Source organism: Paenibacillus sp. sgz302115 (assembly GCF_056120445.1).
Genome location: NZ_JBVYOK010000002.1, coordinates 450,046 through 471,289, shown reverse-complemented (window position 1 = coordinate 471,289; position 21,244 = coordinate 450,046). Strand labels below are relative to the sequence as shown.

19 protein-coding genes are annotated in these 21,244 nt (G+C 49.5%); 4 read left to right on the top strand and 15 right to left on the bottom strand.

The window, feature by feature from the left end; all coding sequences use genetic code 11:
* Positions 1–9: 9 nt before the first annotated feature.
* The 11 genes from AC0LWN_RS07690 to AC0LWN_RS07640 all read right to left on the bottom strand — a co-directional run bounded on the left by AC0LWN_RS07690 (position 10) and on the right by AC0LWN_RS07640 (position 11,482).
* A complete protein-coding gene (locus AC0LWN_RS07690) occupies positions 10–1,020 on the bottom strand; it encodes a glutathione S-transferase C-terminal domain-containing protein (protein ID WP_474663976.1) in 1,011 nt (336 codons plus the stop codon).
* 25 nt (positions 1,021–1,045) lie between these two features.
* Positions 1,046–2,023: a glutathione S-transferase family protein gene (locus AC0LWN_RS07685; protein ID WP_474663975.1), complete on the bottom strand. Its 978-nt coding sequence runs from the start codon at positions 2,021–2,023 to the stop codon at positions 1,046–1,048.
* Between the two features lie 16 nt (positions 2,024–2,039).
* Positions 2,040–2,474 (bottom strand): GNAT family N-acetyltransferase, encoded by a 435-nt coding sequence (locus AC0LWN_RS07680; protein ID WP_474663974.1) that lies wholly within the window; start codon positions 2,472–2,474, stop codon positions 2,040–2,042.
* A 355-nt stretch (positions 2,475–2,829) separates the two neighbouring features.
* The gene (locus AC0LWN_RS07675) at positions 2,830–3,618 is read right to left on the bottom strand and encodes a hypothetical protein (RefSeq protein WP_474663973.1); all 789 of its coding nucleotides are present in this window, start codon (positions 3,616–3,618) and stop codon (positions 2,830–2,832) included.
* Between the two features lie 170 nt (positions 3,619–3,788).
* Positions 3,789–4,415 carry a hypothetical protein gene (locus AC0LWN_RS07670; protein WP_474663972.1) on the bottom strand — a complete coding sequence of 209 codons (627 nt, stop codon included), beginning with the start codon at positions 4,413–4,415 and terminating at the stop codon, positions 3,789–3,791.
* Between the two features lie 345 nt (positions 4,416–4,760).
* Positions 4,761–5,732 carry a hypothetical protein gene (locus AC0LWN_RS07665; protein WP_474663971.1) on the bottom strand — a complete coding sequence of 324 codons (972 nt, stop codon included), beginning with the start codon at positions 5,730–5,732 and terminating at the stop codon, positions 4,761–4,763.
* Between the two features lie 21 nt (positions 5,733–5,753).
* On the bottom strand, positions 5,754–6,674 hold the full coding sequence (cysK, locus tag AC0LWN_RS07660; RefSeq protein ID WP_474663970.1) for a cysteine synthase A: 921 nt from the start codon (positions 6,672–6,674) through the stop codon (positions 5,754–5,756).
* Between the two features lie 13 nt (positions 6,675–6,687).
* Positions 6,688–7,176: a flavodoxin domain-containing protein gene (locus tag AC0LWN_RS07655; RefSeq protein ID WP_474663969.1), complete on the bottom strand. Its 489-nt coding sequence runs from the start codon at positions 7,174–7,176 to the stop codon at positions 6,688–6,690.
* Positions 7,177–7,315: 139 nt separating this feature from the next.
* Positions 7,316–7,900 carry a TetR/AcrR family transcriptional regulator gene (locus AC0LWN_RS07650; protein WP_474663968.1) on the bottom strand — a complete coding sequence of 195 codons (585 nt, stop codon included), beginning with the start codon at positions 7,898–7,900 and terminating at the stop codon, positions 7,316–7,318.
* A gap of 127 nt (positions 7,901–8,027) precedes the next feature.
* Positions 8,028–9,722, bottom strand: a complete 1,695-nt coding sequence (locus AC0LWN_RS07645) for a methyl-accepting chemotaxis protein (RefSeq protein WP_474663967.1) — start codon at positions 9,720–9,722, stop codon at positions 8,028–8,030.
* 230 nt (positions 9,723–9,952) lie between these two features.
* Positions 9,953–11,482: a DUF4153 domain-containing protein gene (locus AC0LWN_RS07640; protein WP_474663966.1), complete on the bottom strand. Its 1,530-nt coding sequence runs from the start codon at positions 11,480–11,482 to the stop codon at positions 9,953–9,955.
* A gap of 114 nt (positions 11,483–11,596) precedes the next feature.
* Between AC0LWN_RS07640 and AC0LWN_RS07635 the strand changes: the two genes are divergently transcribed.
* Positions 11,597–13,270, top strand: a complete 1,674-nt coding sequence (locus tag AC0LWN_RS07635) for an ABC transporter substrate-binding protein (RefSeq protein WP_474663965.1) — start codon at positions 11,597–11,599, stop codon at positions 13,268–13,270.
* 69 nt (positions 13,271–13,339) lie between these two features.
* On the opposite strand, the gene AC0LWN_RS07630 is transcribed toward AC0LWN_RS07635, so the two are convergent.
* Complete coding sequence (locus AC0LWN_RS07630; RefSeq protein ID WP_474663964.1) at positions 13,340–13,822, bottom strand: DinB family protein; 483 nt, start codon at positions 13,820–13,822, stop codon at positions 13,340–13,342.
* Between the two features lie 353 nt (positions 13,823–14,175).
* Entirely contained in the window at positions 14,176–14,640 is a 465-nt protein-coding gene (locus tag AC0LWN_RS07625) for an immunity protein YezG family protein (RefSeq protein ID WP_474663963.1), read from the bottom strand.
* 308 nt (positions 14,641–14,948) lie between these two features.
* Here AC0LWN_RS07625 and AC0LWN_RS07620 point away from each other — a divergent pair, with 308 nt between their 5' ends.
* The 3 genes from AC0LWN_RS07620 to AC0LWN_RS07610 are packed head-to-tail and all read left to right on the top strand — an operon-like array spanning position 14,949 to position 17,432.
* Entirely contained in the window at positions 14,949–15,764 is an 816-nt protein-coding gene (locus AC0LWN_RS07620; RefSeq protein ID WP_474663962.1) for an ABC transporter ATP-binding protein, read from the top strand.
* Positions 15,765–15,801: 37 nt separating this feature from the next.
* Positions 15,802–16,632, top strand: a complete 831-nt coding sequence (locus AC0LWN_RS07615) for an ABC transporter permease (RefSeq protein WP_474663961.1) — start codon at positions 15,802–15,804, stop codon at positions 16,630–16,632.
* Positions 16,629–17,432 (top strand): ABC transporter permease, encoded by an 804-nt coding sequence (locus AC0LWN_RS07610; protein ID WP_474663960.1) that lies wholly within the window; start codon positions 16,629–16,631, stop codon positions 17,430–17,432. The genes AC0LWN_RS07615 and AC0LWN_RS07610 overlap by 4 nt, the downstream gene beginning before the upstream one ends.
* Positions 17,433–17,754: 322 nt before the next feature.
* Here the strand turns inward: AC0LWN_RS07610 and AC0LWN_RS07605 are convergent, their stop codons facing one another.
* Complete coding sequence (locus tag AC0LWN_RS07605; protein ID WP_474663959.1) at positions 17,755–18,555, bottom strand: pyruvate, water dikinase regulatory protein; 801 nt, start codon at positions 18,553–18,555, stop codon at positions 17,755–17,757.
* The gene (gene ppdK / locus AC0LWN_RS07600; protein ID WP_474663958.1) at positions 18,552–21,212 is read right to left on the bottom strand and encodes a pyruvate, phosphate dikinase; all 2,661 of its coding nucleotides are present in this window, start codon (positions 21,210–21,212) and stop codon (positions 18,552–18,554) included. The genes AC0LWN_RS07605 and ppdK overlap by 4 nt, the downstream gene beginning before the upstream one ends.
* Positions 21,213–21,244: the final 32 nt, after the last annotated feature.

Below are 21,244 nucleotides of genomic sequence, written 5' to 3'. Positions count from 1 at the left end.
CATGTCCCCCTATGATCTAGTCTTAAATTTCTGCTTCGGATCAGCGCTCTTGTCCTCTCTGTGTTGTGGCGCCGACCAGAGTCCTTCGTAATCAATCTGATCCCAAAAACGGGTATTGTAATCAATAAAGATATGCGATTTGTCGCCGTTTGACTTAGCCAGATCTCGCAGATACGTATTGTTATTAAAAGCCGGAATGGCATATAAGTCGCGCGCATACCCCCAAATGTTCTTGAAATCAACAATGCGGTTACGGATCGGCCCCAGATTCCGGAAATAATAAGTATCAAAACGCGCCAGCGTAACAAACAACCGGACATCCGAATCAGTGACATAATCCCCGAATAAAAACCGGTTCGTCTCCAGCCTGTCCTCTATCGAATCCAGCGCCGCATACAGATGCTCGAAAGCATCGTTGTAAGCTTCTATTGACTGGGCGAACATGGCCTTGTACACGCCGTTATTGACGTTCTCGAATAAGAAGTCATTATATTTATCTATTTCTGCTCTTAGCTCTGCCGGATATAGGTCGGGGGCGTCTGCCTTATGAAAGGGGGCAAATTCATTTTCTAAGTAATTGGTCAGCCAGACATAATCGTTATTCACAACCTTCCCGGTGGTGATATCGACTACTGCAGGCACCGTCGGTCTTCCTTTATATTCGGGATCGGCATTCGCATATAACTCACTAAGAAACTGCACGCCCAGCACCGGGTCGCTCTGGTTCTCATCATAGACAAATTCCCAGCCCAGATTCTGCTCATGCTTGCCGTGTCCCACCAGATTAATGCTGATCGCTTCTTCCAGCCCGAGCAATTCTCTTACGATGGAGGCGCGGTTCGACCAATGGCAGCCTTTCGCCCAGACTAGACGGTAACGTCCCGCTTCAACCGGAAGCTTGCCTTCTCCCTCGCCAAAGGGAGCCGTGAAATGATTTTTTTGCCGGACAAAGAAACCTCTCTCGTCGATCTCATGCTCGGTTTCTTTGGGTCTTACACGTACGTTTGCGTTGGATGTCATTGATATCGCCTCCCAGGCTGTTCATTTATTTGCTGAATTTGTTTCTGTCGTGAGGTTCATTCCAGATGGATACATCAGGACCTTTGGCTAGAATCTGATAAGGATTCTCCGCATGATTGCCAAGCTGATACCCTCTTTTTATCGAGTCAAAGTCTGTGGTGTCCCCGAAGCCAGGGGTCTGATAGAGATCCTTCGCATAGTTCCAGATATTTGGAAAATCAATAATGCGGTTGCGGTTGGTTCTGAACACGGAATAATAAGCGGCATCGAAACGCGCCAGTGTCACATAGAAACGGACATCCGAATCGGTAATGGTATCGCCGAATAAATACCTTCGGGTGGACAGTCTCTCCTCCAACTGATCCAATCTGGAAAATAGTACGTCATACGCCTGCTCATAGGCTGCCTGAGACTGGGCAAATCCCGCCTTGTAGACTCCGTTGTTGACTTCGTGAAACAGAGTGTCATTGAATTCATCTATTTCAGCTCTTAACTCCTCTGGATATAGATCAGGTGCTCCCGCTTTATGAAAAGGCTTGAACACAGTTTCGAGATAATTGGTTAGTCTGAAGTAATCATTATTAACGACCTTCCTTGTAGTTACATCCACTACTGTAGGCACTGTTGCTCTTCCGCTGTACTCCGGATCTGTTGCGGCATAAATTTCGGGCAGATAACGAATCCCCAGCACAGGATCAACACCGCCTTCATCCAAGGAGAATTCCCAACCGTTTGCTGTGCGGACAGGACTCGCCGTGCCCAGACTGATGATATCCTGCAAGCCCAGCAGTTCACGTACGATTACAGCACGATGCGCCCAGGGGCAGATTCTTGCCCACAGCAGACGGTAGCGGCCCGATTCTACCGGCAGTTCACCGGGACCGTCGCCAAAAGGAGTTGTAAAGCGGTTCTTCTGGCGGTTAAATGCTCCGTCTTTTGTAATTTCACGTGCGTCCTCATGGTTCACAATGTTTGTATCAAGGACTGTATTGTCTTTTGCCATAACCTGTCTCCCCTTTTCAATGGAATTCTTTCTCGGTATGCACAATTGGAATTGAGGATGCTATAACGATTTCGGGTTTTGCGGTGTATCCCAGGCTTTCATAGAAGCCTACCGCCTGCCGCTGGCTCGTAATCACGATCCTGCGGAACTCCAGTTCTCTGATCCAGCTCTCGGCTGCTTCAATCAGAATTCGGCCATATCCCCGGTGCTGGAAATCCGGAATAACCCCCACCCGCTCGATCTTGGCGTATTCCTTGTGCTTCAGATTGATGCGTGCAGTCGCCACAGCAACACCGTTCTCTTCCAGCAAAAGATAGTAATACTGCTCACCGTAGACTTCATCAAACTCTAGTTCTTTGGGAATGCCTTGTCCTTGCACAAAAGTCTTTGTCCGTACCTCGTAGACACCTGCCAGCTGCCAAACAGAATCCACTCTGTAGATGGTTGTCATATATCTGCCCCTTTTATTCTGATAAAACTTAGAAGTTAAGTCGGATTAATAAAAGTGCTTCTCCTTTCTGCTGACATCATGTTAAGTATTGAAATGATTCTATAAGAAATCCTATTCGCAAACTGTGATAAATATCATAAATTTACGATAAAATTTAGTATTCCAATTAGAATTATCGGATATTTTATGGAGTAAGGTTTTTTTAACTTAAATTGAGTTGGAGGAGAGTTAACCCCCTGTCTTCTCAACGTAAATGAGAGCCTGCCTACGGTGGTTCCAAGAGGTTAACAAAATACTAAATATCGAGAAAGCAACCTTTTCAGCCTTTTCGAACAATTAATTCCTATTCAATCTTTTACTCCACATATTGTTTCACTTTCCTCAATCTCTCCGCCGCATCATCTATACCAACTTGTTTTCTAAAAGCCCATTGCCTATCTCTGTTCACATTCGTACCATAATCAAAAGGATCCTCATAGAGATTGATCCGAATAGCTCCCCCATTCAAGATTTTATTCTCCAAACAATCCTTAAAATTCATGAGTTTTTCTTTGTCAACATACTGGAAGTATGTAATACCATACCACATCATCCAACACGATCCAAACCATATACCTTTATAGATATGGTTATGTCCAGGGAATCGCTCGATATCTATTTGCCATTTGTTTTTAAGTTTTGGATGAGGAATTAACTTAACATCCTCTAGTGATTTGTTGTTTGATTTATATAAAGATATTGAATCGTTATTTTGCCATCGGTTGTCCTCTGTAGAAACGATATAAGCATAAACCCCACTATTCTTTTCGATAATTGATGAAATGCCATCCAAGAAAGTTGCGTTTAAAACAACAGAACTGAAGAGCCTACCAGTAAATGAAGTGTACTGATTATTCAATAAATTTTGTTTGTGTACTGAAAGTGTGTTTCCCTTTTCCAGTTGATGATCAGAAAATGTAACCGATGCTGACTCTTCTGTGTTGACAATCATACTAACATATTCAGACATACTTTCATTTGAATATTTATCAGTAAAGTTAACTGTTGTAGGCATGAACACCAAAAGTTTTTTCAAGCATAATAATATAGATTCAGAATCAAGTTTGCTTTTCAACTTAACTTCAAATGATAATTGTTGGTCCACTTTAAAACTCCTCTACATGGATAATTACGTAATTTACATCAATGAGACCTTCCTGACCAGATCTAACTCTTATATCAAAATTCGATCTTCAACTTCTGAGTAGCACCCATCAACGAAAAATCCTGAAAGGCAAAAAGCCAATCAAGGTTAAGATTGAACATCATTAATTTTTATCTTTTCAATACTTTCTCTGAAAATTCCTCATATTCATCAATACATTTAGTTTTTAATTTTAGCCTTCTCAAAAAGTCATGAATATAATCCTTAAGAACAGATTCAAAGATTTGAACTGGAACATACTCTACGCCAGCCATTAAAGTAAACGAAATCTCCTCTGAATATAAATCTTCGTTATTCCAAGATACCTCTATTTGATTACCGCTCCTTCTAAAGTAAATCTGAGGTAGGTAAGACCCACCCCTACTAGAAAACCAAGAATGCTTGAACTCCCAGTCTTGTTTTGTGCTAAACCACTCATCAAATTCATCATCGTTTTCTGAATCAAAATCCAAGCTATTAGTCAATAGTTCTAACGCAGTTTTACCTTGGACAGGTAAAGGAAACTTTTCATCAAGTAAAATGATAGGCAGGTTCTCACTTATCCATTCTACTAAATAAATTAAGTTCCATTCATAAGTATGTTCATGATTATTTCTAGAAAACTTACAAAGTTCTTTCCCATTTACCCAAAGTTCAAACACTCCCCAAGATTCAGTAAGCAATCCCTTTTCATTAAAAGGATTCGTTGTAAATTCATACTTCACTGAGAAAATATCACTGTCACCAAAGACCCTCAACCTAGTCACCTCACTTATTATTTTTTATCATCCTGTTATAGTCCGCTTTAGTAATTTATCCACCGTTACTTAACTCTCTCCCGCATGCTTGAAGGTGTTTGAAATCTCCTCTTTTTTGAGAAGTAATATTCCACCATTCATTATATACAATATCCTTCTTCACCTGAACGCGATCCCCACGGACAAAGCTAGCCTGCTCGACGAAGCTGCCATTACCACCCGCATAGCTGGTGTTTTTTTGTTTCCCACGCTTTGTATACTCAACCGACTGGAGCCTACAAAAAAACAGATGCGGCTCGCGCCACATCTCTGCATTTATACGTATTTGATCTTCTGTTCTATCCCCTACATCGGCGAGGTATACCGGCTATATTGAATATCCATTTCCTTCATACTCGCTCCTTGCTGGAGCAGGAAGAAGGAATTCACACCCTCCGCTCCCCACCATTCCAGACCAAGTGCGAGCCCGCTCGCCGTCTTCGCCGCAAACAACAGAGAGAACATGTCCGGGGTCACCTCGCCGCCATCATCCACGCGCCATACTGAATATGCATCATCCTTGATTTCAGCGGGATAATCCATAAAGCTAAGCTCCGTACCTTCCTGCAAAACGAGACTGAACAGCATATCCTTACCCAGTCTCACGAACTGAACCAGATAGAGCTGCCGCTCTTCCGGCAGATCCGCAAGCTTCCAGATCGACTGAATATCCCGCTGCTTAAGCGCAGCAATGTCTTTCCGCATAGGGTCATCCGCCCCAAGCGGCTGCCGCTCTCCGCCTGCCGGCTTAACGGCCAGCAATGACTGGAGATTAAATTCAGCGGAGTCAGCCAGGTAATAGGTCTGATCCGTCAAGGCGCTGCCTTCCTGAACCGTAAAAACATATCCGGACAGATTGGCGAAATTATTCGCCATATCTCTGCCGTTGCTGTTAGCATTGCCGGGCTGCCATTTCTCGAACTTTACCGCAAGAGTCTGGCCGTTATTGCCGACAGCCGTATTCAGCGATTTCATCCGTTCCAGCTCTCCGTTATTCGCTGCTGTGGCAAGAATGTGCTTGCCGGTGCTGTCGGCAAATCCAAAGCTGGATGTCAGCTTGGCGGTATCCAGATAAGCCACCGGTGCTGCCGGTGCTTCCGAGGCTGCCGGCTCACTGCTGCCGCCAGGTTCAGCCGTTGCCGCCGGAGACGGCGTGGCCTGTACTTCGGCAGACGGCGAAGCGGTAGATTTGCTCCCGTTCTCAGAATCTCCACGCTGTGAAGAGCATCCTGACAGCAGCAGGAGCACCGCCATTAAAGTCCCTAGTCGCCTCAGCATTCAATTCCCTCCACTCCCAAGTTAGAAAATCCCCATACTAAGATAACGTTCACCCGTATCGGGGGCAATGCAAAGGACCCGCTTGCCGCTGCCCAGCCTCCGCGCTTCCTGCAGCGCGGTCCATACCGCCGCACCGCCGGAAGGTCCGATCAACAGCCCTTCGGTGCTGGCTAGTACTCTGACCATTTCGAGAGCGTCTTCATCTGCAACTTGAACAATTTCATCATAGACCTGCGTGTTCAGAATCGCGGGCACAAATCCCGGGCTGGTTCCAACCAGCTTATGCGGTCCGGGCTGGCCGCCGGAGAGCACCGGTGAGCCTTGCGGCTCCACGACCACAATACGGATGCCCGGCAGTTCCTGGCGCAGCACCTCTCCGGTTCCCGTAATGGTTCCCCCGGTTCCCGAAGTCGCAACGAACACATCCAGCCGTCCATCCATCTGGGCCAGAATCTCCAGCGCCGTTGTTGTCCGGTGAATGTCCGGGTTGGCCGGATTCTCGAACTGCTGGGGAATAAAGCTGCCCGCGATTTCCTTTCCAAGCTCCAGAGCCTTGGCAATCGCCCCAGGCATCCGCTCCGCCGCCGGAGTAAGCACCACTTCAGCGCCGTACGCCTTCAAAATATTGATCCGTTCCTTCGTCATATTATCCGGCATAACAAGTATGGCCTTGTAGCCCTTGGCTGCGGCATTCATGGCCAGCCCGATGCCGGTATTTCCGCTCGTAGGCTCAATAATGGTCCCGCCGGGCTTGAGCAGTCCTGCAAGCTCCGCTTGGCGGATCAGATTGTAGGCCGCACGGTCTTTTACGCTGCCGCTGGGGTTGAACATCTCCAGCTTCACATACAGCTCGGCATCCTGCGGGCCGGTCAGACGGTTCAAACGAACCACTGGCGTATCGCCGATCAGTTCCGTAATGTTGTTGACTACTAGCGATGACATGGAAAGAGCCTCCTCATTTCTTATGCAGCTTAACATCCATTGTAGCGCTGCGGACCGGCTCTTGTCGATTCTCCAGCAGACTCTCCGCGAACACACGCGCACGTTCCAGATCATTTTCATCGGGATGTCCCTTTTTATCCATGTTGAATCCGAAGGGGCTGAATTCACCGGGACAGTAGAATTCACCGATGATGGTACAGCCTTTCATCGTAAGCTTCTCTGTAATCAGCTCTTTCTTTTTAAATTCACCTGAGCCTGATGTGCAAAAAATGAATACCTTCTTGTCCGTCGGAGGCATTTTCCGGATGAATTTGAAAATCTTCTTATGGAGCTTGGAGGCATAAATGCCTGAACCAAAACCGATCAAATCGTATTTGGCAAGCACCTCCGGCCGGACGTCCTCCACCTTGGCGATGTCAGCATTCATGGCCAACGCCATAACCTCTGCGATTTTTGCGGTGTTCATTTTGTGGACGGATTTGTAAATAATCAATGTTTTCATAATTGCACCTCTCTCTTCAATATATAATCATCATATGAATGAACATAAGTAAATTCATTCATTTTGATAAAAAAATAATGCGCGTGAAGCAAAATTGTACTCACCCGCATTTTTTCAGTGTATTTAACATGCATTCATTTTATTGCGGAATATCCGTCAGGCCCTTCATCACAAATTCCACTAGATAATCCATGATCTGCGGGAAATGCTGAATGCCAATCTGCTCCTTATGTATATCTATATAGGGTATGGAATTTAAGAGGGCAAGGATAAGATCATCGTCCAGATCCCTTCTGATTTTCCCTTCAGATTTCCATTTTTTGATCAGCTCGGCTGCAGAGCTATTCGTAAATTCATCAACGCTCTCGATACCGCCTTTTTCATAAAATTCCTTCTCCAGCTTGCTGAAAAGCTCCCTGTTATACCATTCCTTCAATATGGGATTCGAAATCATGCCGTTATAATTCAGCGCCAATACTTCTTTGAGCAATTTCAGGGGCTCCTCGTCAGGGTTAACCGTCTCCATAATGTGCTGCTTCAGCTTTTCATTTTCTTGCAAATAAATCTCCATAAAGAGCTTCTCTTTCGAGGCGTAATAATTATAAAATGTGCCTACCGCCATCCCTGCCATCCTGGTAATGTCGGAGACATTGGTCTCCTTAAAGCCTTTGGAGCTGAACAGCTCTTTCCCGCATTTGAAAAGCTCCGTTTTTTTATCTTCCACAGCTATCAACCCCGTCTTTGTGAATGAATACATTATAATTCATTCACATTGTAGCACAGCAGCTTTGTCCTTTCAATCTACAAAAGAAAGCCCCGCCGTCTCCGGCAGGGCAAATTTTCCTATTAGGCTACACGTTAAATCTGGCTACCAGCCCCTGCAGCCCTTGAGCTAGTGAGCTCAGCGCGCCGGCCGAAGAAGCGATTTGTTCCACCGAGGCCATCTGCTCCTGTGAAGCGGCGGCGACCTGCTGTGTGCTCGATGCCGTTGTTTCAGAAATTTGTGTAACGGTGCGGATGGATTCCACAATTTCTTCGGTTGCCGCTGTAATTTCTTCTACCGCTCCTGAAACCTCCTGCACCTGACCGGCCAGGGCATCTATGGAGATGCGAATCTCACCGAAGGAACGTCCGGCTTCTTCAATGATCCTTGTGCCGCCCTGCACCTCGCTCATGCTGTTCTTCATGATCTTCACCGCATCATCAGCATCGGATTGAATGCCCGCTGCCATCACGGCGATGAGACTAGCCGATTCACCGGATTGCTCCGCCAGCTTGCGGACCTGATCGGCCACCACGGCAAACCCCCGGCCCTGCTCTCCGGCCCGCGCCGCTTCGATTGTTGCGTTGAGCGCCAGCATGTTGGTCTGCGAAGCAATGCCTTTTATAACATCAACAATACTTCCGATTTCACGTGAACGGTCCACGAAGCCAAGTACCTGCCCGGACAAAGACTGAATCGAGCGGTTGATCGAGTCCATCTGGCTGACTGCAGCCTGAAGGGACACATCACCGGCAACAGCGAACTCACTTGAACGCAGTGAAGCTTCCGAAATATCCTGCACGCTGGAGGCAATCTGCTGGATGCCGATGGACATCTCCACAATCGTTGTCATATTCGTCTGCAAATCATTCATCTGCCGGTCATTGCCGGAAGCAACCTCGCCCATAATGCCGGCAATCTTTTCCGTAGCCTCGGCGGTGACGCCGCTCTCGGAGGTAAGCTTGATGGAGGAAGCCGCGAGACCGCTTGCCGACTGGTTCACCTGTCCGATCAGAGCGGCAAGGTTATCGGTCATCTTGTTGAAGTTACGGGCTAGCTCGCCAATCTCATCCTTAGTCCGTACATTAAGCTTGCGGGTCAGATCCGCGTCCCCTTCGGCAATTTCCTGCAGCTGCGTATTCACACTGCGGAGCGGCTTCACAATACGCGCCGACAAGAGCAGCGCTATAACTATAGCCAGCAGCACCGACAGTCCTGTCACGCCAAAGCTGATAGCCATTGCCGAGCTGCGGTGACCGGCCGCCTGAGTCTGCTCCTTCTGAATTTCTGCACTGAGCACATTCTCAAAAACGAGCTGGGACTCTATTATTTTATCCAGAGACAGATTGGTGAACTCTTTTTGCGCATTCGGGAACTCTCCAGCTTTGGCCTTGGCGAAGGCACTCTCCAGCACCGTCAGATAATTGCTCCATTCACTCTCCAGCGTGGTAAGCCCGGACAGCTCCGCGTCATTAAGCCCGGTCTTCTTAAGCTCCGCAATCGCCTCGGTAATCCCGGGAACCTTGGCCTCATAGCCGGTGAGATACGTCTTTCTTTCCTCATCCGTATTGCTCATCACATATCTTGCAGCCAGCCCGTCCGCCGTGCGGATCTTGTCTGTCAGCCCCTGCACCAGCGACAGCTTGCTGTAGTTGCGGTTAATCTGATCACTCAGCATAGTGGCCTTGCCCTGGAAGAGAGTGTTTCCGGCAATGGCAGCGATAAACACAACAATAACTGCGGCGAAGCCGAATAGAATTTTGGCGCGAATTTTTGTAAACATATGTATTCCTCCAGATCTGTATGTATTCTGTGACTCCTGTGCTTCTAGTGCTTTCATCCTACTGCAGAAGGCTTAAATCCATCTGAAGTTAAACTGAGCATTCGCTGAAAGTACAAGTGTGCATTTGAACTGGAGGAGCAGCCTGCTGCAACCGGCCACACCACGCCAAAAAGACCGTCCTTCCGGCCAAAGCAGGAATTGACGGTCTTCGTTTTATTTAATGACAGCAGCTATTTTGCAAAATATTGATCCAGGGCCCGCTCAGCGCGAAACTTTGCCAGATTGAAGGAAGGCCACTTTCGAGTGACCTGCGCATAATTCTCGCGCTTATCGTGCAGAATGGCGTCCAGCTTGCCGTTTTCCTGCTTGCTGAAGGCAATCAGCTTCGGTATAACGTCCGGTGACAGCCTCTCCAAATAGCTCGTATCCAGTTTGCCGCTTGCCTCGTACCGCTGGATATTTTGTTCCGCGATAATGGCATCCATCCCGATAAAGTTGATCAGCACATAGGACAGCAGCCCAAGCAGAATGTAACATTTGGCGAGCGGGAACCTTACCTTACTGATCCGCACCGCGGCAATCACGAGTAACAGCCCAAGGAAAACCATAAAGGCATGCACCAGGAAACGAATATACGTGTATCCATAGGCTTCTTCGTACAGCGTCAGCCGGGAATAGGCGGAGTACAGCATGACCATAGAACAGAGCACGAGGATATAGAGCAGGAAATTTACTGTTTTGGGCAGCAGGCCTTTCTTCTCCCCTACCAAGTGCAGCGATAGCAGCAGAATGGCGAAATTGATCGAGGTCACCACAATCAGCTCCACAAAACCGCTCCGCGCATAATCGGCATAAGTGCTCCCCTTCGGCAGAATCCCCTCCCAGGCACCGAACAGGTAGGAGAATTGCACGCTAACGAACAGCACATACACCGTATTGATTACCGTCAGGATCGTAGTGATGATTACCGGATCTACCCGCAGCGACAAGGGGTCAGGGAACAGATCGGAAACCGGCTCTGGCGCAAGCCCGCCTTCCATATTCAGCATCGGCTTCGGGTTCCACTCATACAGCTTGTAATCCACGAAACCCCAGACAAAGCCGAACATTCCCATGCCCAGGAGAACAATCCACAGCACCCGTGCAAACCCTTCGCCAAAAGAAATCCGTTCCAAATATTGCGGAAACTCCGCCAGCATCTGATGGAATACACCATCCGCCGAGGAGAGCAGCGACATTACTACAACCAGCAGCGGAAAAGAGATCCCCAGCCCGATCAGTACTTTAAAAAGCACCCGCTTGCGTTCGTCCTCCATCTTACTGCCGGGTCTGCGGGTAATCTTGAAGACGGTAGCCCAGTGCCGCAAGCCTTGGGTAAAAAAATGCTCCAGCGCCGCGCCGATCAGCCCGAATCCGCTCCAGGACGGCTGCTTGTAGCTAAGCATGTAGGTCATATGTAATAAGATTAGCGCCGGAAGAACCAGCGAATTCAGCCCGAAGAAAATCCAGTTGGCAAACAGTACATACGTCAGGGAGAGCATAAACACCGCCCCCAGCCAGACATAGCTGAATACTGTAGGCTTGCGCAGCTTGTCTTTGGCAAAATAGAGCATATAAGCATAGAACAGACACACGAAGATTGGCAATGAAATTCCCGCCATCTTGCCATAGAACAGGTACTGGTGGACGATTGCCAGCAGAAAGGCAGCCACTAAAGCCTGGATAGCCCGTTCCGGTTTCGGTACCGCTTGATCACTCATGGTAAATACCCCCATCTTCTTACTATCTTATCCTGATTTTAGCTGATAAAATAAGAAAAAAAAGAGAAAGAAAACGCGGATTATTTCCTATTTTGCATGAGGAGGCCTTAGCTAATGAAGCTGCACAGTCAATTTCTCAAGCTCCATTCACATTATGGCGGGGCGGCCGAAATCTCGGTTACCCTGGATGAACTGGCGCTGACACTGGAATGCACCCACCGCAATGCACTGCATATTATCAATAAAATGGCCGCACAGGGCTGGATCGCCTGGACGCCCAACCGGGGGCGGGGAAAGCGCTCGACTCTGGTCTTTCTGGCGAGTGCGGAGGACATCGCCCTCGAATCGATGATGCAGGCCATCAGCAGCAAGGAGATCAGCAGCGCCATAGAGGGTATCCGCGGGCACGCCCGCTCCTCCTCGCTCCAGGATACGCTGCAGGGCTGGCTGCTAGCCTATTTCGGGCATCATTCCGAAATCCGCAGCGACAAGCAGATTGATACGCTCCGGCTTCCGGTTACTCAGCAGCTCCATACCTTTGATCCTTTGTATATGAATCTGCTGGCCGAATCGTTTGTATCAAGCCATGTATTTGATGGACTGGTAGGACGCAGCGGCGAACGGGGCCGGATCGTTCCCGGCCTCGCCCACGCCTGGGAAACAGACAGCAGCCGCACGGCCTGGACCTTTCATCTGCGCAAGGAGGTTTTGTTCCATCATGGAAAGGTGCTGTCCGGGGAGGATGTGGTCTATTCGTTCGAACGGCTGATGTTGACCTCGCAGCGGACGCTGTACAGCTCTATTTTTAAGGAAATCGCGGAGGTAGAGGCACTGAATCCTACCACTGTCCGCATTCTGCTGCGGAAGCCGAACGAGCTGTTTCTCCCGTTTCTGTGCACCAGCCGGGCGGCCATTGTCCCGAGAGATCTGGAGTCCATCGGCGAAGCTGCCTTTGGACGCAGGCCGGTAGGCACCGGTCCCTTCAAGGTGGTGGAGATGAATGAGGAGCTCTGTGTGCTGGAGGTGTTCCCTTATTATTTTCAGGGACGGGCCCACCTGGACCGGGTGGAAATCCTCCATGTGCCGCTTGGAGTGGACTCCACGTTACCGGATACCGGCCCGGCCTTCCATGTCATCCCGAATCCTTCGCTTGAAGACGGAACGCTCTGGAGCCGAATCCATTCCGAATCCTCTGTCCGCAAATTTGTCACCTGCAATACAAAGAAAAAAGGACCGCTGAACGATCCTCTGCTCCGGGCGGATATTCTGTCATGTCTGGAAGAAACGATATGCCCTCACCCAAGGGCTGCCGCCGGCTCCTCTGTTACCTTGCAACTTGCCACAATTCCGCAATATGCCGCCGATGCTGATTATATTGCGAAACGGCTGGTACAGCATGGTTATGCCTGCAATGTCCGGTCCGTCTCACCGGAGGAATTCAAAGGCCCCGTTCGCCTGGAGTCCGATCTTATCGTCTTCTCCCTGCTCCGGGATCAGGATGAGCAGCTGCGGCTGTTCGATCTGTATCTGACGTTGTCCCAGCACATCGAGCCGCGCACCCGGGCCGATATTGAGGGCATGCTGAACCTTATCACGCGTGAGCCTGATCCCCTGGCAAGAGCTGAGGGCTTCAAGCGTATTGAGGACAGGCTGACGCGGGAGCATCAGTTGCATATTTTGTACGAGAAGCCGGCCGAGACCGCTTACCTGCCTTCCGTGCGCGGCGTCACCTTCAACAGCCAGGGCTGGGTTGACCTGCGTCATCTGTGGTTTCCGCGCGGTATGTAGCGGCTCAGGCTGAACTCGTCAGAACCCGCTGCGAGGGGTCGGCACTAGCGCCTGGCCGGCTGCAGAGACTTATAGCTGAGTATCCGCAAGCCCCCGGCCAATCAGATTGGCGGAAGGCGGCTGCTTGCCGGCTTCTCTGGCCCAGACGGATAGCTGACCCGCGTGGTGAATCTCGTGGGCGATCACATGGCGCATAATCTCGCCCCAGGTATCGGCCACCACTGTTCCATCTCTCCGTTCGTTCATCAATATATTCCGCTCCATCTCCCCATTCCAAGCCAGCACGAACTGCTCTACCTCCGGCCGAAAGCGGGCATCCAGCTCTCTCACCTTCTGCAGGCTGCTGAACTCAGCGAAATCCTCCTGAAAATCAGGCTTGCCCTCCATCACCATGATCCAGCTCCACTCCACATCGGCGATGTGGAAAAGTGTCTTCAGAATTCCGTTAACCCCGCCCACACGCGGCTTCAGCAGCTCTTCCTCCGGCAGTTCCTCACACCATTTGTACCATTCCTCACGCACCATCCAGTTATAACGAAATAAGGTCTGCATGAAATCCTCCTTAACGTTTATGAGTCAAAAAGCATACGGTAAATGCTAAACTGACCATACTTTTTTCCAGTTTATCACACCAAGGCGGCGCTGTTGATGGAAAAGATGATTATAGTTTGGTTTGCGGGAAGCAGGCACGAAGGCACATACGGAAACTTGCTTTGATGCAGCCAACAAATTCCACTACATTCATAAGCCCGTACATTCACCTCTCAAACAAATTAGGGGTCATTCCCTCCCATGTCAACCCGGGGCGCTGCCTTCACTAGATGCTTACATAAATAAATCTTATACAAACAACAAGAGGTGCCCTGAACTGCCATTAGATGGCTTTTCGGGACACCACTGAGAGATTAATCAGTCTTTTGTTTTAAATATTCATCTAAATATTTTTGATGAAATCCATCTGTAGGAAGTAATCCAAGAACTTCATAACTCCAGATCGTAAGTTGTTTAGAAGGATTGTTAATAACTTCATCATAACTATAATCAATATTAAATTTACCCGATTGCTCAAGATACATCGTCAGATTTGTCCAAGGTTGATCAAGAGTATTTCTGGAAACCTTGTTCAGTTCAACAAAATATTCTTGCAACTCCCCGCGTAACCGGTCATATACGCGTTCATCTACTCCATAAATTTCAGGGATCTCATGACTATATATTAGTTCTTTTTTTGTAGCAGATTCGAAGTAAAAATAGATAATACTCGAACCTGGCAATACTTCTGCATAGAGATAAATCTTGTCCCACTCATCAGGAATTATTCCTACGAGCTTATTTCCTATAAGTTGATATAATTCTTCAGTCTTTTTCACAGACGTATTAACCTCCAGCTTGATTTCTTGTAGTTACATCATAAACGCAAAAATACCGATGAAATATTCACCGGTACCTAAAGTCAATTATGAGAAACATATGTAAATAACATCCCTATTTACTTGCGCTAACTATAAAATTAATATAGCACGGAAATGTCAAGATAGCAAGCATTTTTATGGAAAATGAAGAAAATAAATGTTCGGTCCCTCTCAAGCAGCGTTTAAGGATGAGGGGCAAGCTTAATGCCATTTTATCTACTCTGCAGATTAGTGTTATGATCTTCTGCACGAAGGAGGTGCTGTTGATGCAAATTAGACTACATGATATCCGAAAAAGCTTTAAGGTGTACAAACGGCCCGAAGGAAAATGGGGTCTGCTGAAGGGCGCTTTTATGCGCAACGTGACTCAGGTGGAGGCGCTCGGCGGGATAGGTTTTGAAATTGCCGAAGGCGAGCTTGTGGGCTATATCGGCCCGAACGGCGCCGGCAAATCCACCACGGTCAAAGTGATGAGCGGCATCCTCACACCGGACAGCGGCGAATGCACAATTATGGGCAAGGTTCCGTGGAAGAACCGGGTGGAGCATGTGTCAAAAATCGGCGTTGTCTTTGGACAGCGTTCACAGCTTTGGTGGGATGTGCCGGTGTCGGATTCTTTTGATGTGCTAAAAGATATTTATGCCATACCCCCTGGAGATTACAGAGCAAGGCTATCTGAACTGACGGCGACCCTTGGGGTGGAAGCGCTTTTAAAAACACCCGTACGGCAGCTTTCGCTGGGACAGCGGATGCGCTGCGAGCTTGTAGCCGCCCTGCTGCACCGGCCGAAAATCCTATTCCTGGATGAACCGACCATCGGCCTCGATGCGGTATCCAAGCTTGCGCTACGCAATTTTCTTAAGGAGGAAAACCGCAAATACGGTGTCACGATGGTGCTGACCACCCATGATATGGACGACATTGAAGCGCTTTGCGAGCGGGTGATGGTCATTGGGCACGGGAAGCTCCTGTATGACGGACAACTCGCCGGGCTGCAGGATAAATATGCCCCCGAAGTAGTCATGAAGGTGAATACCGACGCCATGATTGCCGCTATGTACAACGACTTATCGCTGGTATAAGCAGAGGCTCACAATACTTTTAGAAGGTGGGTACGAAATGAACTTCAGAAATACCTGCAGGGCCTGCGGCTCGCTTTTCCGCATTCGTATGGCCGAAGGGCTGCAGTACCGTGTCTCCGCGATATCAGGTGTGTTCGTCAGCGTGTTCTGGGGATTGCTGGAATGCGTGCTGTTTACCGTGTTTTATACATACAGCGACAACGGGGCGTGGAATAACAACGGCTTAAGCCTCACGCAAACAATATCCTATGTGTGGCTGGCCCAAGCGCTGTTTGTGCTGCAGACGATGAGCATTGACAGCGAGATTATGGGCAAAATCAACAACGGAGATGTTGGCGTGGAGCTGTGCCGCCCGATGAATCTGTATACGCACTGGTTCGTCAAAAGCTCGGCAGGCAAGCTTGGAACCTCCTGGGTCCGCAGCCTGGCAACCATTGCTGTCGGACTATTGATGCCTGCCGGATACGCACTGGGCAGACCTGCTTCTGTCCTTGGCTTTTTATATTTCCTTTTATCGGTTGTGATGGCTTTTGTTCTGTGCTCCGCTTTTGCCATGTTCGTGACCGCCATACGTCTAAATGTAACATGGGGCGACGGACCAACGTATATTCTGCTGCTGGTCAGCGGTATTTTATCCGGCACATATCTTCCGCTCAGGCTTTGGCCCGATTTTATGCAGACCTTTCTTTATCTCCAGCCTTTTGGCGGATTCGCCGATATCCCGTTGCAGTTATACGTGGGCAGTCTTCCCCCCTCAGAGGCCCTGCCCGGAATTGGCATGCAAATGCTGTGGAGTGCCATCTTCATTGTGGCTGGACGGTTCATCATGAACCATAAATTAAAAAGCATCATCGTGCAGGGAGGTTGAGCGGAAAAATGATCGCCGAAGGCAAAATCTATTTCAAATATTTGCGGATGCATCTGCTGTCTGGCATGGAATACAAGGGCTGGTGGCTGATGCTGATCCAGGTGCTTGTTGTTGTCATCTCGGACCCAATCTCTACAGTGCTTCTCTTCTCCCGCTTTGGCAACATCGGGGAGTGGACCGTCGCGCATATTATTCTGGTCTATGCCCTGGCGATAGCCTCCTTCGGACTCGCGGAGAGCTTCTGCCGCGGCTTTGATTATTTCCCGTGGCAGATGCTGCGTTCGGGTGACTTCGACAGGCTGCTGCTCCGCCCCCGTTCTTTGTTCGTCCAGGTTGCAGCCTCACGGTTTCATCTTCACCGTGCGGTCCGCCCCATTACAGGAATCTGCGCAGTCTTCTGGGCGCTCGCGGAGCTTGGCGTTTCCCTTACTCCCGCGAAAATTGGAATTCTGCTTATGGCGCTGGCAGGAGGCTGCCTCTTGTACTGCGGAGTGTTCGTGCTTACCTCGGGGCTCGCCTTCTTTACCATCAAAGGCCTGGACTGGATCTATATCCTGACCAATGCCAGCTATCAAATTACCCGCTGCCCGGAGCCGTACATGCCGAAGGCGCTGAAGTCCATGTTCAGCTTCGTGCTGCCTATCCTGTTCATCAGCTTCTATCCCGCAGCCACCATTTGCGGCTGGGGATATCCGAAATGGCTGGGGCTTATGGCGCTCCCTGCAGGAGCTGCTTTTTTGGGCTTTTCCCTGCTGATCTGGCGCATTGGCGTCAGACATTATAAAAGCACGGGAAGCTGACTTCTACTGCCGAGATGGTCATATCAGTTGAACTAAAGAAAATATAAAAGGGCCGAAGTGACGGAGGGGAAGTTTGGATACTTACGGAGCGCTAGCGTCCGCCTTTGTCTTCAAATTTCATCCGCTAAGAGCGATATAAATCAAGAAATTTGAAGACGGGCAGCGGCCGGAAGTCCAAACATTCCCCGCAGTGACAACCAGCCCCCCATATGAAAATCTATAGTTCAACGGAAATAGCTATCGAACACAACATACGAAAAGCAAAAGACAGCATCTGCTCCACACGGGCGAATGCTGTCTTTTGGCATATAGAGTGCGTGTATTACTGAATGGATTCGAGGATCAGTCCGGCCGATTCCTCAATGGATTTGTTTGTCACATCAATTACTGCGCAGCCGAGCTGCTTCATAAGGCTATCTGCATGGATAGATTCCTCAAGTACCTGCAGCTCGGAGGCATAGCCTGCATGCGTACCCAGGCCAAGCGCCCGCAGCCGCTCTGTACGGATTCTAATCAGTGCTTCCATATCCATCGTCAGCCCGAATATACGATTCCGCGGGATCTTCATCATCTCTGGAGGCGTCGGGGCATGCAGGGTTAACGGCCAGTTGGCCACCTTGTAGCCTTTATATGCCAGATACATGCTAAGCGGTGTTTTGGAGGTTCTCGACACGCCAATGAGCACAATATCTGCCAGCCCTATTCCGCGCGCGTCACGCCCGTCATCATATTTTACAGCGAACTCTATCGCTTCAATTCTGCTGTAATACGCTGCATCCAGCTCATGGCGGCGGCCAGGTCTAAGCAGCGGAGGATTATGAAAAGCGCCACTGATGGCTTCAATGACAGGTCCCATAATGTCTACGGCTTGAACATGATGATACGCGCTCTGAAGCTGAATGGCCTCCCGCAGTGACGTCTCCACAAGGGTGTACACAATGATGGATTGCGACAGTGCGGCAAGCTCCACAATTTCCCGGATTTCCTCCTCGCTTGAGATACGCCGGAAATGCTTGATCCCCACTGCCCGAATGTCAAACTGCCGCAAAGCCGCTTTTACAACCGTATCCCCGGTTTCCCCGACAGAATCAGAGCAGACATAAATCTCCTGCGGCGTCATCATTGCACTTCCGCTTTCCGGGAAGCAAGCACTGCCTGCGCAGCCGCAATCCGGGCATAAGGAACTCTATACGGGGAGCAGCTGATATAATCAAGCCCGGCCTGCTGGCAAAAGACGATGGACTGCATATCTCCGCCATGCTCACCGCAAATTCCGGTCTTGAGGAAGGATTTCTTCGACTTGCCCTTGGCTACAGCCCATTTAATAAGCTCGCCTACGCCTTCTTCATCCAGACTTTGAAACGGATTGGACGGCAAAATCTGCTGTTCCAGATAGCTGTTCAAGAATTTCTCTTCCGCATCGTCCCGGCTGTAGCCGAAGGTCATCTGGGTCAGATCGTTGGTGCCGAAGGAGAAGAAATCCGCATGTTCAGCAATTTTATCGGCAACGATTGCCGCTCTTGGCACTTCAATCATGGTTCCAACCTTATACTGAAGGTCCTTATGCTCTCCAAAAAGCACTTGCCTTGCCACATCATCCACCAGTTTTCTAAGGGTCTGAAGCTCATTAGCATTCCCCACCAAAGGAATCATAATGTCCGGGCGTACCTCGATTCTTCTCCCAAGAACCGCCTTGGCCGCTTTGAAGATCGCTTCAATCTGCATATCGTATATTTCCGGAAAAAGAATGCCAAGACGGCAGCCTCGAAGCCCCAGCATTGGATTGCGCTCCTGGAGAGTACGGACTTTGGCCAGAGTAGCCTTAAGCCGCTCGCGCTCATCATCAGCCCCTGCCCCTGCGGTCTCCAATTCACGGATCTGCTTCACCAGATGCTCCTGATTAGGCAAAAACTCATGCAGTGGAGGGTCCAGCAATCGGATTGTCACCGGCAATCCAGCCATCGCTTCGAAGATCGCCTCGAAGTCCGCTTGCTGCATAGGCATGATTTTGCTCAGCTCTTGAATTCTCTCCTCCTTGCTGCCCGCAAGAATCATAGCTTGCACAACCGGCAGCCGGATATCCGAGAAAAACATATGCTCCGTCCGGCATAGACCGATCCCTTCTGCACCCCATTCACGCGCTTTAGCGGCGTCTGCGGGTGTATCGGCATTGCTGTATATTTTCAGCTCACGGATCTCGTCGGCGTATTCCAGCAGCGTCAGCAGCTCCGGTGTAATCTCCGGCTCCGTAAGGGATACAATCCCTGAGAAAACCTGGCCTGTTGCTCCATCAATGGAAAGGCTGTCTCCTTCATTGAAGGTTACACCGCCTACAGTCACTGAGCGATGCTCCAGATCTATGGACAAGCCGTCGCAGCCACAGACGCAAGGCTTGCCCATACCTCTGGCTACAACCGCTGCGTGGCTGGTCATTCCTCCTCTTCCGGTCAATATCCCCTGGGCAGCAAGAATGCCTTGAATGTCCTCAGGGGAGGTTTCCAGACTGACCAGAAGGGCTTTCTTCCCATCACGCGCTAAGCTTTCCGCAGTTTGCGCATCCAGCGCGATGACACCGGATGCCGCTCCAGGCGAAGCCGGCAGACCTGTGGCAATAACCTGAAGCTGCGCCTGCCGGTCAATTGAGCGGTGCAGCAGCTGATCCAGATGTCCCGCTTCAATCCGGCTAACCGCCTCTTCCTTCGTCAGAAGTCCCTCTTCAACCAAAGCGACAGCGATTTTAACCGCAGCTTGTGCGGTACGTTTGCCGCTGCGGGTCTGCAGCACATACAATTGTCGGTTCTCGACGGTAAATTCAATATCCTGCATATCCAGATAATGCGCTTCCAATTGTTCTGCAACAGCAGCCAGCTGGGCATAGATCTCCGGCAAATCCTCCTTCAGCTCAATAATACTGCGCGGTGTGCGGACTCCGGCCACTACATCCTCTCCCTGGGCATTCATTAAATATTCACCGTATATTTCTTTGTCGCCAGTGGAAGGGTTTCTTGTGAAAAGCACGCCTGTCCCAGAGTCATCGCCCCGGTTGCCGAACACCATAGCCTGTACAGTGACAGCCGTTCCCTGCTCATTAGGAATATTGTATAATTTCCGGTACACTTTGGCGCGGACATTGTTCCAGCTTTTGAATACTGCGCCAACCGCCATTCTGAGCTGCACATATACATCCTGCGGAAACGCCTTGCCTGTCTGTGCTTCAACCAGCCAGTGGTAACGCAGAACAAGCTTTTTCCATTGCTCCGCATTTACCTCCTGATCACTGGTGCAGTTCTCATCTTTCTTCATTTGCTCAAGGGCATGCTCAAAATGAAGGGCCGGGATGCCCAGTACCACTTCTCCGAACATTTGGATGAACCTGCGGTAGCAATCGTATGCAAATCTTTCGTTGCCTGTTTGCTTGGCAAGTCCTTGAACCGTGAAATCGTTCAGACCCAAGTTCAGAATCGTGTCCATCATTCCCGGCATCGACGTTACCGAGCCTGAACGGACAGACACCAGCAATGGACTGTCGGAGTGTCCAAACCATGCCGACTGCTTATTCTCCAAATCGCTGAGTACGGCGCAAATCTCCTCAAATGTCTCTTCGGACAGGTTGCCGCTGGCCTGATACCTTGCACAGACTTCCGTAGTAACCGTAAATCCGGCAGGGATGGGAAGGCCAAGTCTGGTCATCTCCGCCAAATTGGCCCCTTTTCCCCCAAGCAAAGCCTTCATCGATAAAGAACCTTCATCAAAACGGTATACACTCTTCGCTGACTTCATACTTTGCCCCCTATTTAATCACCGACATCATT